The organism is Candidatus Pelagibacter sp. HIMB1505 (assembly GCF_052047915.1).
Taxonomy (GTDB): domain Bacteria; phylum Pseudomonadota; class Alphaproteobacteria; order Pelagibacterales; family Pelagibacteraceae; genus Pelagibacter; species Pelagibacter communis_A.
The window spans coordinates 455,916-469,813 of the sequence record NZ_JBNAIR010000001.1 but is presented as its reverse complement, the minus strand read 5'-3'; the positions used below and the strand labels follow the sequence as shown (position 1 = coordinate 469,813).

The 13,898-nt window shown below is 27.9% G+C and carries 18 protein-coding genes; 12 read left to right on the top strand and 6 right to left on the bottom strand.

Going from position 1 to position 13,898, the window contains the following annotated elements; translation table 11 throughout:
• Position 1: 1 nt before the first annotated feature.
• Genes ACTTAU_RS02475 through rnhA form a run of 12 tightly spaced genes read left to right on the top strand, consistent with a single transcriptional unit; the run spans position 2 to position 9,010 of the window.
• Positions 2 to 277, top strand: a complete 276-nt coding sequence (locus ACTTAU_RS02475; protein WP_438305868.1) for an AtpZ/AtpI family protein — start codon at positions 2 to 4, stop codon at positions 275 to 277.
• Positions 278 to 285: 8 nt separating this feature from the next.
• Entirely contained in the window at positions 286 to 1,020 is a 735-nt protein-coding gene (locus tag ACTTAU_RS02470; RefSeq protein WP_085113819.1) for a F0F1 ATP synthase subunit A, read from the top strand.
• A gap of 18 nt (positions 1,021 to 1,038) precedes the next feature.
• Positions 1,039 to 1,266 (top strand): F0F1 ATP synthase subunit C, encoded by a 228-nt coding sequence (locus tag ACTTAU_RS02465; protein WP_006997791.1) that lies wholly within the window; start codon positions 1,039 to 1,041, stop codon positions 1,264 to 1,266.
• A gap of 6 nt (positions 1,267 to 1,272) precedes the next feature.
• A complete protein-coding gene (locus ACTTAU_RS02460) occupies positions 1,273 to 1,863 on the top strand; it encodes a F0F1 ATP synthase subunit B family protein (RefSeq protein ID WP_438305872.1) in 591 nt (196 codons plus the stop codon).
• Positions 1,838 to 2,350 (top strand): F0F1 ATP synthase subunit B family protein, encoded by a 513-nt coding sequence (locus ACTTAU_RS02455; RefSeq protein ID WP_438305874.1) that lies wholly within the window; start codon positions 1,838 to 1,840, stop codon positions 2,348 to 2,350. Before ACTTAU_RS02460 ends, ACTTAU_RS02455 begins: the two co-directional genes overlap by 26 nt.
• Before the next feature lie 39 nt (positions 2,351 to 2,389).
• Positions 2,390 to 3,847, top strand: a complete 1,458-nt coding sequence (gene crtI / locus ACTTAU_RS02450; protein ID WP_438305876.1) for a phytoene desaturase family protein — start codon at positions 2,390 to 2,392, stop codon at positions 3,845 to 3,847.
• Complete coding sequence (locus ACTTAU_RS02445; RefSeq protein WP_438305878.1) at positions 3,847 to 4,698, top strand: phytoene/squalene synthase family protein; 852 nt, start codon at positions 3,847 to 3,849, stop codon at positions 4,696 to 4,698. The genes crtI and ACTTAU_RS02445 overlap by 1 nt, the downstream gene beginning before the upstream one ends.
• On the top strand, positions 4,685 to 5,749 hold the full coding sequence (locus ACTTAU_RS02440; protein ID WP_438305879.1) for a lycopene cyclase family protein: 1,065 nt from the start codon (positions 4,685 to 4,687) through the stop codon (positions 5,747 to 5,749). Before ACTTAU_RS02445 ends, ACTTAU_RS02440 begins: the two co-directional genes overlap by 14 nt.
• A gap of 7 nt (positions 5,750 to 5,756) precedes the next feature.
• Positions 5,757 to 6,692: a Brp/Blh family beta-carotene 15,15'-dioxygenase gene (locus ACTTAU_RS02435; RefSeq protein WP_438305881.1), complete on the top strand. Its 936-nt coding sequence runs from the start codon at positions 5,757 to 5,759 to the stop codon at positions 6,690 to 6,692.
• On the top strand, positions 6,673 to 7,617 hold the full coding sequence (gene ispH, locus ACTTAU_RS02430; RefSeq protein WP_438305883.1) for a 4-hydroxy-3-methylbut-2-enyl diphosphate reductase: 945 nt from the start codon (positions 6,673 to 6,675) through the stop codon (positions 7,615 to 7,617). The genes ACTTAU_RS02435 and ispH overlap by 20 nt, the downstream gene beginning before the upstream one ends.
• Entirely contained in the window at positions 7,617 to 8,585 is a 969-nt protein-coding gene (locus tag ACTTAU_RS02425) for a homoserine kinase (protein ID WP_438305886.1), read from the top strand. Before ispH ends, ACTTAU_RS02425 begins: the two co-directional genes overlap by 1 nt.
• Positions 8,585 to 9,010, top strand: coding sequence for a ribonuclease HI (gene rnhA / locus ACTTAU_RS02420; protein ID WP_085113811.1), 426 nt, complete (start codon positions 8,585 to 8,587; stop codon positions 9,008 to 9,010). The genes ACTTAU_RS02425 and rnhA overlap by 1 nt, the downstream gene beginning before the upstream one ends.
• Here rnhA and ACTTAU_RS02415 read toward each other — a convergent pair.
• The 6 genes from ACTTAU_RS02415 to ACTTAU_RS02390 form a co-directional block, all read right to left on the bottom strand.
• Complete coding sequence (locus ACTTAU_RS02415) at positions 9,002 to 9,487, bottom strand: peroxiredoxin (protein WP_438305887.1); 486 nt, start codon at positions 9,485 to 9,487, stop codon at positions 9,002 to 9,004. The two genes, rnhA and ACTTAU_RS02415, sit on opposite strands and share 9 nt — an antisense overlap.
• Positions 9,484 to 10,866, bottom strand: a complete 1,383-nt coding sequence (gene thrC / locus ACTTAU_RS02410) for a threonine synthase (protein WP_438305889.1) — start codon at positions 10,864 to 10,866, stop codon at positions 9,484 to 9,486. The genes ACTTAU_RS02415 and thrC overlap by 4 nt, the downstream gene beginning before the upstream one ends.
• On the bottom strand, positions 10,867 to 11,520 hold the full coding sequence (locus tag ACTTAU_RS02405; protein ID WP_438305891.1) for an SURF1 family protein: 654 nt from the start codon (positions 11,518 to 11,520) through the stop codon (positions 10,867 to 10,869).
• Between the two features lie 10 nt (positions 11,521 to 11,530).
• Entirely contained in the window at positions 11,531 to 12,319 is a 789-nt protein-coding gene (locus ACTTAU_RS02400; protein WP_085113807.1) for a cytochrome c oxidase subunit 3, read from the bottom strand.
• 9 nt (positions 12,320 to 12,328) lie between these two features.
• The gene (locus ACTTAU_RS02395) at positions 12,329 to 12,862 is read right to left on the bottom strand and encodes a cytochrome c oxidase assembly protein (RefSeq protein WP_438305893.1); all 534 of its coding nucleotides are present in this window, start codon (positions 12,860 to 12,862) and stop codon (positions 12,329 to 12,331) included.
• A gap of 118 nt (positions 12,863 to 12,980) precedes the next feature.
• Positions 12,981 to 13,895: a heme o synthase gene (locus tag ACTTAU_RS02390; protein WP_438305895.1), complete on the bottom strand. Its 915-nt coding sequence runs from the start codon at positions 13,893 to 13,895 to the stop codon at positions 12,981 to 12,983.
• Positions 13,896 to 13,898: the final 3 nt, after the last annotated feature.

The following is a 13,898-nucleotide window of genomic DNA, read 5'->3' as shown; positions in this document are numbered from 1 at the left end:
AATGTCAAAAGATCAATTTAAAACTCGCTTACAGATTGCAAAAGATAAGCTTTTAAAGAAAAATTTAGATGAAAATAATCAAAATTCTTCGTCTATTGGGGCAGCTTTTAAATTAAGTACAGAATTGGTCTCTGCAGTAGCTGTTGGGACAATTATTGGGTTTATTTTAGATAAGACCTTTGGTACTAAGCCCTGGTTAATTATAATATTTTTTTTTGTTGGTGTGGTTGCAGGTATAATTAACGTGATCAGATCCGCAAAAAATATGCAAAAGTAGAATTTTTTATGGCAGGAAATCCGATGACACAATTCGAGGTTTATCGAATTGGTCCCGAAATTAAAATTGGTGCATTTGATATTTCATTTACAAATGCAAGCTTATTCATGGTTGTTAGCACAGTTGCAATTTTGATAATTTTTAACTTAGGATCAAAGAGGAATTCTCTTTTGCCAAATAAACTCCAGCTGCTCGCCGAACTCAGTTATACCTTTGTCTCGAAGATGATTGGTGATACAGCAGGATCAAAAGCAAGACCGTACTTCGCTTTTATATTTTCTTTATTCATGTTTGTTTTATTCTGCAACATGTTTGGCATGATCCCTTATACATTTACTGTTACTAGTCACATTATTGTGACTTTCATGTTAGCAGCATTCATATTTATCGGTGTGACAATAATTGGATTTATTAAACATGGGTTTGGTTACTTAAAATTATTTGTTCCAAGTGGAGTGCCAGCAGTACTACTTCCGCTTATTGTTGTGATTGAAATAATTTCTTACTTAAGTAGACCAATAAGTTTATCAGTCAGATTGTTTGCAAATATGATGGCTGGTCACACTATGATGAAAGTTTTCGGAGGCTTTGTAATTAGCCTTGGAATAGTTGGTGGATGGCTTCCACTGAGTTTTTCGGTTGCTTTAACAGGCTTGGAGATATTAGTTGCTTTTCTTCAAGCATACGTTTTTGCAATCTTAACCTGCATCTATTTAAATGATGCATTAAATTTACACCATTAATTAATATAGGAGGATATAATGGAATTAGAAGCAGCAAAAATGATCGGTGCAGGACTTGCAGCAATCGCTCTAGCGGGTGCTGGTGTAGGTATCGGAATAATTTTTGGAAATTATTTGTCTGGTGCGATGAGAAATCCATCTGCAGCTCAAAAACAATTTCCAAACTTGCTATTAGGATTTGCACTTGCAGAAGCAACTGGTCTATTTGGATTAGTAGTAGCTTTAATTATTCTCTTTGCATTTTAGATTTGAATGATTAAAAAAATTATTTTTCAGTTAGTAATTTTTAGCTTTCTTGTTGAGAAGAAAGTTTTTGCTGCTGAAAGTGGAGGTATGCCTCAATTAAATCCTGAGTTTTGGGTTTCTCAGATATTCTGGTTAACTTTAACATTTGGTCTTTTGTATGTAGTTTTATCAAAACTAATATTGCCGAAGATAAGTGCTAACTTAGAATCTAGAAAATCACAGATTTCAGATAATATTGAGGCTGCAGACAAACAAAGAGAAGAAAGTGAAGCTAAGTTAAAAGAATATGAAGAAATTGTTTTAAAAAGTAAAAACGAGGCAAAAAATATTTTCAATGAAGCTAGAGAAAAAGCATTAAAAGATATTAATGCAAAAAGAGAAGTTTTAGACAAGCAAATCGATGAAGAAATTAAAAAAGCTGAGGATGAAATTGATCAATTAAGAAAAAGTGCGCCAGTAAAAATTAACAAAATTGCAATTGAAACTGCCTCCGAACTAACTCAAAAACTAATTGGTGCTGAGGTGAATAATAGCAGTATTTCAGCGATCGTAGACGATTTGTCAAAAAGAAATGGAGATAAATATTATGGCAATTGATGCAACATTTTGGGTAGCGGTTTCATTTGTCATTTTTTTTGGTGGCTTAATATATTTAAAAATACCTAACAAAATAAACGAGGTGCTCAACAAACTTATTCTAGATATTAAGAATGAAATAGATGAAAGTGAAAAATTAAGAACTGAAGCAAAAACTTTGCTAGATAATGCACAAAACAAACTAGATACTGCACAAGATGTAAAAAATGAAATTCTTGAACAAGCAAAAAAAGACAGTGATCGATTAATTATCGAGTTAAATGACAAATTTCATAAATCATCTGATTTGAAAAAAAATTTAGCTGAGAATAAGATTAATCAAATGAAAGAAAATGCTATCAAAGAAATCAAGGATGCATCAATTAAAATAGCTGTGGACTCTGTAAAAAAGATAATAACCACATCAGTAGACTCATCAAAGCTGGATAATTTATTTCAAAAAAATCTTGATGAGACAAAACAAGAGTTAAAAAAAATTAACTCATAATAATCTTACAATTTTTTTAAAAAACTATAAATTGTATTCATGAAATCAGTTGTAATCGGCTCTGGATTTGGTGGAATTGCTGCTGCACTTCGTTTGAAAGCAAAAAATCATAAAGTTACATTAATTGAAAAACACAATGATCTAGGTGGTAGAGCTAGAGTATTTAGAAAAAATGGATTTACGTTCGATGGTGGACCAACAGTTATTACAGCCCCTTATTTAATTGATGAGTTGTTTAATTTATTCAATAAAGATTCAAAAGATTACATTAAATTAATACCCCTTAAAACCTGGTACCAATTTATTTTTGAGGATAACTCAAAATTTAATTATTCTGGAAATGAAATTGAAATGGAGAAACAAATTGAACAAATTGAAAAAAAAGATGTTGATGGATATTCAAGATTAGTAAAATTTACTAAAAAAATATTTGAAAAAGGTTATTTAGAATTAGCAGATGTTCCTTTTGATAAACCTTTTACAATGATGAAACAATTGCCATCTCTTTTAGCACTAAAAAGTTATAAGTCTGTCTATTCACTTGTTTCTTCATATATAAAAAATGAGAAATTAAGAAGGATGTTAAGTATGCATCCATTATTGGTGGGTGGTAATCCATTCACCACAACGTCAATTTATGGATTGATTTTATACTTAGAGAAAAAATGGGGAATTCATTACTCTCTGGGAGGCACTGGAAATATTATAAGTGCATTAGAAAAACTAATGAATGAAGAAGGAATTCAGATAATAAAAGGGCATGAGGTGTCTGAAATTAATACAAATAAAAATAATGTTAATGGCATAAAGCTAAGTGACGGTAAATTTATTGAAGCTAATAATGTTATATGTAATGCGGACCCCCCTTCTGTTTATGAAAAAATGATTGATAAAAATAACGAGAGTTTTTTGTTCAAATGGAAAAAAAGAAGAATGGATTATTCAATGGGATTATTTGTTTATTATTTTGGAACAAAAAAAATTTATAATGAAGTAGAGCATCATACTATAAAATTTGGAAACAAATATAAGGAACATTTAGATGATATATTTGATAATAAAAAACTTAATAATGACATAAGTTATTACTTACACAGACCAACTGCTACAGATAAATCTATGGCGCCACCAAATCATGACTGTTTTTACGTCCTTGTTCCAGTACCTAATAATCAATCTAAAATAGACTGGAAAATTGAAGGTGAGAAACTCAAAAATCTTGTTATTGAAAAAATGCAGGAACATCTTCTTCCAAATTTAAAAGAAAATATTGTTGAAGATTTTTATTTAACACCAGATTATTTTGAGAATGAACTCAATACAAAACATGGGTCAGGTTTTTCTATTCAGCCAAAATTTACTCAGTCTGCTTATTTTAGATTTCATAATAAATCTGAGGTTTATAATGGTTTATATTTTGTTGGAGCAGGATCTCATCCGGGTGCAGGTGTACCAGGAGTATTATCTTCTGCCAAAGTCCTAGACAAAATTCTATAATGTCTAAGAAAAATTATTTATCGATTTACGCTAAATCTTTCAATTGGGCTGGTTTTTTTCTTCCAAAAAATACTTATGAAAACTGTTCTAAACTTTATAGCTTCTGTAGAGTTCTTGATAATATTGCGGATGAAACAGACACAATAGAAAATAAAAAAAGAAAATTTAAGGATTTTAAGGAACAATATTTAATTAACACTTCTAATAATTTCATAATTGAAGACATGAAAGTATTAGAAAAAAAATATGATATTTCTAGAAATATAATAAATGATTTATTTGATGGAATAGAATTTGATATTAAAGAAAAAGTAGAACTAAATTCAGAAAAAAATTTATTATTATACTGTTATCAAGTGGCTGGTACTGTTGGTCTTATGATGGCCAAAATTTTGGGAGTTACATCTCCATTATCACTTAAAGCGGCAGTTAATTTAGGGATAGCTATGCAGCTAACTAATATATCTAGAGATGTAATTGAAGATAGCATTAATAATAGATTTTATATTAATCACTCAATGGAAGATATTAAAGCTACAATTAAGGATTCAGAAGTTTTTTATAATAATTCATTCTACTCAATAAAAGACATTCCAATTAATTTAAGATTTGCAATTTTAGTTGCAAGAAGAGTTTATAGAAGAATAGGTCGTAAAATTTTAAAAATAGATAACTTTGAAATTTATAAAAAATCTGGAAAAATTTATGTAAATAAATTTGAAAAAACTTTAGAAACTATATTTTCAATTTATGATTTTATTAAATTAATTATAATTAAGAATAATAGTGAGAAAAATAATTTAAATTACAAAAATATAAATGAATTAGTTAATTTTGATGAAAGAATTTGATTACACAATCATTGGAGGAGGATGTTCTGGGCTATCTCTTGCATATGAATTAGAGATAACTAGTAAACTTAAGGACAAAACTCTAGCTATTGTAGAACCTAGAGATAAATACCAAAAAGATAAGACTTGGTCTTTTTGGAAAGTTTTTGATCATAATTTTGAAGATTGTGTAAAAAAAAGTTGGAATCATTTTTCAATAAATCTTCCAAAAAAAACAAAATATCATGATTGTACTTTTGCTCCATATCAAACTATTGATAGTGGCTTGTTTTATGAAAAAATTTTGGGAACTTTAAAAAAAAACAAGAATATTCAATTCTTTAATAATATTAATGAAATTGAGACAAAAAATTCAACAATTTTCAATAGTGTTCCAGATTTTGAAAATACAAAAGAAAAATTATGGCAGCACTTCAGCGGGGTAGAAATCGAAACTGAGAAAGATTTTTTTGATGAAGAAATATTTAATTTAATGGATTTTGATTGTGAACAAGATGATAGTGTTCATTTCTTTTATACACTTCCATTTTCAAAAAAAAATGCACTTGTTGAGAGTACATGGTTATCAAATTTGAACCATAGATCTGTTGATAGTTATAAAGCACAATTAAAAGATTATATAGAAAATCGTTTAAATATAAAAAGGTACAAAGTTATTTTTAAAGAAGAAGGTGCAATCCCCCTATTCCATGCAAATAATGTTAAGAGATTAAACCAAATTGATATTGGAACAGCAGGTGGTTTGACAAGACTAAGCACTGGTTACACTTTTCTTAACATTCAAGAACATTCTAAATTTATTAGGAAAAATCTAAATAATATTAATAAATTAAAAGCAAATATTATTTCTAAAAAATATCAATTTTTAGATAAAATATTTTTAAAAGTTTTAAGTAACAATCCACAAAAAATGCCTGAAGTATTCTATAGAATGTTTAGTGCAAGAAACTCTTCTATAATTAATTTTTTATCCAACAAAAGTAATATAATAGAAGACATCCAAATAATTTCTAAAATGCCTAAATGGATGTTTGTTAAAGAACTTTTTTAAATTTTTAATGATAAAAAAAATAAATCTTAATCATTCATTTATATTTTTTTTACTTGTTAATTTGCTTATCTCTTTAAATCTAATATTTTTTAATTTTTCTATTTCTCCACTTGTATGCTTAATTTTAATATTATTAATAGGTGTTACTCATGGATCTCTAGATCATTTAAAAGGAAAAAAATTATTAGAATACTATAATATAAAGAATACTTCTTACTTTTACATTGCTTATATCTTTGTCGCTTGTTTGACTATAATTTTGTGGCTCAGCTTTCCAACATACTTATTAGTCTTATTTCTAATTGTAGCCGCTTATCATTTTGGTAAGGAGGATACACAATTTTTAATAAGTTCAAATAATTACTCAAATCAATTATTTTTCACACTAAAAGGTTCATTGATTATTTTTGCACCTTTATTTTTTCATTTAACTGAAACAATTGAGCTGTTTAAATTATTATTAATTAATGATGAAAATTTTTACTTTATATTAGGTAAATTTGAAGAACTTAAGATATTTTTATTAGCTATTTGCTTAAGCACTTTAGCAAGTATTTATCTTTTTTTAAAAAACTATGAAATAAAGAAAATGACAATTTTTATTGATTATGTCTCAATTCTATTGGTTAATTTTTATTTTTCTCCATTAATAGCTTTCACAATTTATTTTTGTTTCTTGCATTCTATTAGGCACATGGTGAATTTAATTTTTGAATTAGATAAAGAAAATTTTTTAAATGGAGTAAAATTATTTACTATTAAATCAGCTCCTTTAACTATACTTACAGGTATAATTGCATTGATCTCACTTTATTTTCTCAATTTTAAAGTCATATTAGATGATGCAATTATTAAAGTTATCTTTATTGGTTTGGCGTCTTTGACCTTTCCACATATATTGCTGGAATATTTATTGGAAAAAAATGAAAAACAAAAAACTTAATATACTTTTATCTGCTCCAAGAGGATTTTGTGCTGGTGTTGAAAGAGCGATTGAGATTGTAGAAAAATCATTAAAAAAATATGGCTCTCCTGTTTATGTGAGACATGAAATTGTCCATAACAAATATGTAGTTGATGATTTAAAATCAAAAGGGGCAATTTTTGTTGAGGAACTAGAAGAAATTTCAGATAAAACAAGACCTGTTATATTTTCAGCACATGGAGTTCCAAAGCATGTGCCCATAGATGCAATGAAGTACAATATGGAATACGTTGATGCTACATGCCCCCTAGTTTCTAAAGTTCATAGAGAAGCTGAAAATTTAAACAAGCAGGGATTTCATTTAATATTAATTGGACATAAAAATCATCCTGAAGTGATTGGAACTATGGGCCAATTACCAAAAGGCTCTATTGATCTCATTCAAGATGAAAATGAGGCAGAAAATTATTCACCAAAAATCAAAGATAAAATAGCATATGTTACACAAACCACTTTGTCTGTAGATGATACAATTAATATTATAAATGTTTTAAAAAAAAGATTTCCAAACATTAAAGAACCAGTCAAAGAAGATATTTGTTATGCAACGACAAATAGACAAAAAGCTGTAAAGAATATTGCTCAAAAATGTGACATGTTTTTTGTCATTGGCAGCAGAAACTCTTCTAACTCAGTTAGACTAGTTGAGGTAGCTCAAAAATCTGGTTGTGTAGAATCTTACTTAATTCACTCAGAAAGTGTTATTCCATTTGATAAAATCAATAATTGCGAAACTATAGGTGTATCTTCTGGAGCATCAGCCCCTGAAGTATTAGTGAATGATTTTTTAGATAAACTAAATCAAAAATATCAACTAGAAATAAAAGAAGTTGAAATTATCAAAGAAGATATTGTATTCAAAGTTCCAAAAAAATTAAATTGATGGCTGTATATACTAAAATAAATAATTCAGATATTTTAAACATAAATAAAATTTTTCCTTTAGAGAAAATTACTAGCTTCATTGGGATTAAAAAAGGAATAGAAAACACTAATTATTTATTAAAAACAAAAAAAACAAAGTACATTTTAACAATATTTGAAAAAAGAGTTGCTAATAAAGATGTGCCTTTTTTTATGAAATTAATGGATTTATTAAATTCATCAAAAATAAATTGTCCAAAACCAATTAAAAATTTAGAAAATAAATATCTATTTAAGATTAAAGGTAAACTTGCCTGTATTGTCACTTTTTTAGATGGAAAAGACAAAAAAATTTTAACTACAAAAAATTGTTATCAAGTTGGCACAATACTTGCGAAAATGCATCAAATCACAAAAAGATTTAAAATAAAAAGAGAAAATTCAATGGGTATGAAAAATATGCCAAAGCTTCTCGAAAGTATAAATTTTAAAAAAATAAAATTTGCCAAAAATATTAATAAAGATCTAAAAAAAACATTTGTTGAAATAAAAAAAAGCTGGCCAAAAAATTTGCCAAAAGGAATTATTCATGGAGATTTATTTATAGATAATATTTTTTTTAAAAAAAATAAAATTTCAGGGATAATAGATTTTTATTTTGCTTCAAATGAATTCTACATGTACGAAGTTGCAATATGTATTAATGCACTATGTTTTGATGTTAAAAAAAATCAATTCAAAATCAATAAACATAAAGTAAATTCTTTGCTTAAAGGATATGAAAAAGTTAGAAAATTTACTTCTAATGAGAAAAAATATTTGAATATATTATGTTTGGGCTCTGCATTTAGATATCTTTTAACTAGATTGTATGATTTTTCAAACACACCAAAAACTGCACTAATTAAAATTAAAGATCCAAGGGAATATTACCAAAAACTTTTAGCTCATACTCAACTAAAAGCTTTTAGAGATTATCTAAACTAATGATTGAGATTTATACTGATGGTTCTTGTTTAGAAAACCCAGGAAATGGTGGTTGGGCAGCTATAATTAATGATGATGGAAAAATTGAAAAAATTAGTGGGTCTGAAAAGAATACTACAAATAATCGCATGGAATTAATGGCTCCTATCGAAGCTTTAGGAAAGATTAACAAAAAAAAGAAAGTTAAAATTTTTACAGATTCTCAGTACGTAAAAATGGGTATTACCAATTGGATACATAATTGGATTAAAAATAATTGGCAGACATCTAAGAAGGAAGATGTAAAAAATAAAGATCTTTGGTTAAATTTATATAAGTTAACGCAATCTCTAGATATTGAGTGGCATTGGGTAAAAGCCCATGCTGGCAATACTTTAAATGAAGAAGTTGACGCTCTTGCAAAAGATGCGGCTAAATCAAACTAGTTTTAAAAAGTTTTCAGCAGCTGAAATTTCACAGGAACCCGTGTCTTCCTCTTCTTGTAATTTAACAACCTTTAGATCATCAATTAACATTGTGTATCTATTTGAACGTATTCCAAGACCTCGCTCACTTTTATCTACATCTGCTCCTATAGATTTGGTAAAATTTAAAAAAGGATCCCCCATCATTATAATTTTATCTTCTACTTTGTGCTCTTTTCCCCACGCATCCATTACAAATGGATCGTTAACAGAAATACAAATAATATGATCTACACCTTTTTCCTTATATTGATTAAAATTATTAACATAACCTGGTAAATGTTTTGCAGAGCATACAGATGTATAAGCTCCGGGTAGACCAAATAACACTACCTTTTTTCCTTTTAGTAAATCATGTAAATTTTTTTTGACTGGTGCGTTATTTTCAAAAATAAATATCTCAGAATTAGGTATTTGATCATTTTCTTTTAAATTCATTTTACTCTCTCTGTTATGTGTTTTTTTATACTTTCAAGATTATTTTCAACAATATCATAATTTTCTTTTTCACTCAAAACATATTGAAGTTCTTTTGGTAAATCTGCATTCTTTTTAATTGCTTTGTTAATTGCATCTGGAAATTTTGAAGGATGAGCCGTTGCTAAAACAATGTTATTGCCATCTAATTTTACTTTTTCAAACGCAGCAAAACCTATTGCTGTATGGGGATCTAAAATTAAATTATTCTTACTATAAACATTACTTATTGTTTTCAGTATTTCATTTTCATTTAAACTAGCAGACAGAAAATCTAAATTAATCTTTTTAAGGGTAAATTTATCAATTATATATGATCCATCTTTTTTGATAGATTTCATTATATTACCAGTTATTTGGTCATCTTTATTATTTAAATCATAAATTAATCTTTCAAAATTACTTGCTATTTGAATATCCATACTTGGAGATAAAGTTTCAGAAACTTTTTCTGATACATATTTTCCTTCAGAGATTGCTCTGTGTAAAATATCATTTTGATTTGTAGCAACTACCAACTTATTAATTGGCAGTCCCATTTTTTTTGCAAGGTATCCAGCATAAACATCCCCAAAATTGCCTGTTGGGACTGAAAAATTTATTGGCTTTGTTTTATCCTCAATCAAAAAATAACTGTAAAAATAATAAACACTTTGTGCAATAATTCGAGCCCAGTTAATGGAATTAACTCCCGACATATTTATTGATTTAGAAAAATTCCTATCTTCAAACATTGATTTTACAAGATTTTGACAGTCATCAAAGTTTCCATTAATAGCAATATTAAATACATTGTTATCTTTAACTGTAGTCATTATTTTTCTTTGCACTGATGAAATTCTATTGTGGGGATGAAGAACAAATATATTTAAATTTTTTTTACCCTTTATTGCTTCAATTGCTGCTGCTCCAGTATCTCCAGAAGTTGCTACCACAATATTAATTTTTTCATTATTTTTTTCTAAATAGTATTCATAAAAATTTCCCAATAATTGCATTGCAACATCTTTAAAAGCTAATGTTGGTCCATGAAAAAGCTCAAGAATAAATCTGTCTTCAACTTTTATTAAATCAATCACATTATTTTTTCTGAATGAAGAATAGGATTTTCCAATTATTTTAGATAAATCATCATCTTTAATAAAATCATCAACAAATGGTGATATCATCTCTTTAGCTAATTGATTGTAATCTAAGCCTTTTAAAGAGTTTAGTTGTTCATCATTAAACTTAAATTCAACTTCAGGAACAAATAATCCACCATCATCAGCAAGGCCTTTTAGAAAGACATCCTTAAATTTAAAAACTTTTGATTTATCTCTAGTACTGACGTAGTTCATCTAATAATTTTTTTTTCTAAAATATAAATATAATAAAAGAATTGAAATCGCTAACGAAAACCAAGTTAGCGCATATTTTTTGTGATTATTTGAAATATTGGCATCAATTTTTTTTGGCTTAGGAATTTGGTAATTTCCATCTAAATAAATGACATATTCAGAAAAATTTTTTCCAGTATAAGAAAATACATCATCACGGTTTAGTGTGAACCAATAATTTTTTTCAATATCATTTTTTGGTTTGAAAATATTAGCTTTATTTTGTTTCTTTAAAACACCAATTATATTTTGCTCATCTAAATTGTTTATCTCTAAAGAATCTTTTTTATCAAATGTTATCCATCCTCGATTAAGAAGATAATTTTTTGTATTTATTGTGATAGGGTTGATCACTTCAAACCCAGGTTTGCCCTCTTCATTCAAATTATATAAATATATTTGCTTATCATAATCAACTGCACCTGAAGTTTTAATTCTTAAAAAATTTTTTTTTTCATTATTTGATAACTCAACAGGCGGTTTAGTAAGTGAAAGTTCAATTTCTGAGATAAGATTTAACTTCCAGTTTAATCTTATCATTTGCCATGTTCCTAAAGAAATAAAAACAAAAATAAAAAAGAAAACAAAAACAGAAAATAGAAACTTATATCTCAAGGATTAATGATTAACTTCCCCAGATATATATAGCTGCAAATAAGAATAACCAAACTACATCAACAAAATGCCAATACCATGCTGCAGCTTCAAAACCAAAATGATGGTCTTTTGTAAAATGTCCCTTTTTTCCTCTTGCTAAACATACTGCTAAAAATATCGTTCCAACTAAGACATGAAAACCATGAAAACCTGTTGCCATATAAAATACTGAGCCATAAATATGATCTGAAAAAGAAAATGTTGCGTGTTGATATTCATAAATTTGTAAAAGAGTAAAACAAAAACCAAGAATTACTGTTAGCCATAATCCTTGAATAAAACTTTTTCTATCACCCTCAATCAGAGCATGGTGAGACCATGTAACTGTAGTTCCTGAAAGTAATAAGATTAAAGTGTTTATTAAAGGTATGTCCCAAGGGTCAAAAGTTTCAATATCTTTTGGTGGCCAAACGTTACCAACAAATTCATTTGGAAATAAACTCACATCAAAATATGCCCAAAACCATGCTACAAAAAACATCACTTCTGAAGCGATAAACAATGTCATTCCATAACGATGATGTATTTGAACTACAGGCGTGTGATGCCCTTGATGTTCGGCCTCTATCACAACATCTCTAAACCACATGTAAGCACCATAAATTAATAGTGCAAACCCAACATACATACCCCATGAAACATCACTATGAAGATAATAAACTGAACCAATTGCTAAAACTAAACATGAAAATGATACATAGATTGGCCAAGGACTTGGGTCTACTAGATGATAATCATGTTTTTTTTCAGCTGACATAGTATGTATTTATGATTGTTTATAATAATCTGTCGAGAAAAAAGTATATGACATAGTAACGTCATGTAGATCTTTAGTTGTTGGGTCATTGACCATTTCTGGATCTAAATAAAAAGTCATCACATAAGTTGCTTTTTCACCAGCTTTTAAAACTTGTTTTTCAAAGCAAAAACAACCTAATTTACTATAATATTTTCCTAAACTAGAAGGCGAAACATTAAAACTTGCAGTACCAGCAGTATCTTCATTGCTATAATTTTCTACCTCAAATTCTATCTTGTTAACTTGGCCAACTTTTACATCTATGACATTACTTTTGGCTTTAAAATTCCATGGTAAATTATTTACATTAGTGTCAAATCTTACACTAACAACTTTATCTAATACTATATTTGGAGCTGTTTTAGAAACTTGGGTTGTTCCTCCAAATCCTGTTACCCTACAAAATAAATCATACAATGGCACAGCAGCATATGATAAGCCAAGCATTAAAACAAAAATACCTGCCAATAAAACTGGAGTAAGATTTTTCTTTTGAATCATATTGCTCTGTTAAATACTCCCGTATTATAAAGAGTGAATAAAAATAAAAAAATCATAAAAGCAATTATCCCAATTGCAGTTAATAAATTTTTTCTTTTAGTTTTTTTGTCCGGAACCATCATAATATTTTATCCAGTAAGAATAATACAAAAATTAAAAATAAATATAATATAGAATATCCAAAAATTGATTTTGCTTTTTTAGAGTTAAATTTATTTTTTGTAAAATTATATAACTCATAACATAAGTAGTTGTAGTATAAAGTAAGCATTAATGCTGGCACTAAAAAAACTTCTCCAACAAAATTAATCCAATAAGGAAAAATTATTACTGGCAACATTAACAAGGAATATACAAATATATTTAGTTTTGTGCTTTCAATGCCATTTGTTAAAGGCAACATGGGAATTTTAGCTTTTTTATAATCATCAGATTTATATAAACTTAATGCCCAAAAATGTGATGGTGTCCAAAAAAATATTATCAGAAAAAACGTTAACGGTTCAATAGATAACGAGCCTGTTGCTATCGTCCACCCAATAACTGGTGGCAAAGCACCCGCTGCTCCTCCAATAACTATATTTTGTGGAGTTCTTCTTTTTAACCAAATTGTATAGACAAACAAATAAAACAATATAGTTGAAAGTAGCAAAATTGCAGATGTTCTGTTTGCAAAATAATCAAGAGCAACAACAGAAATGATAGATAAAGTTACTCCAAAAATGAGTGCTTGGTTTTTATTCACTTTACCAGTTGGGATTGGTCTAAGACATGTTCTAGTCATTAACGCATCTAAGTCAGACTCGTACCACATGTTTAGCGCACCAGCTGCTCCTGCTCCAATTGAAACTAATAAAATACCAATTATTGCATCCTTTGTTGAGATAATTCCTGGTGAGGTTAATAGTCCAACAGCACAAGTAAATATTACCAAGGACATAACTCTTGGCTTCATCAATTTAAATAATTCTGAAAGATTAAATAGATCTTCTTGGCTTAAAGATTTTTTCTTCAACCTTGAACTACTACTCATCTG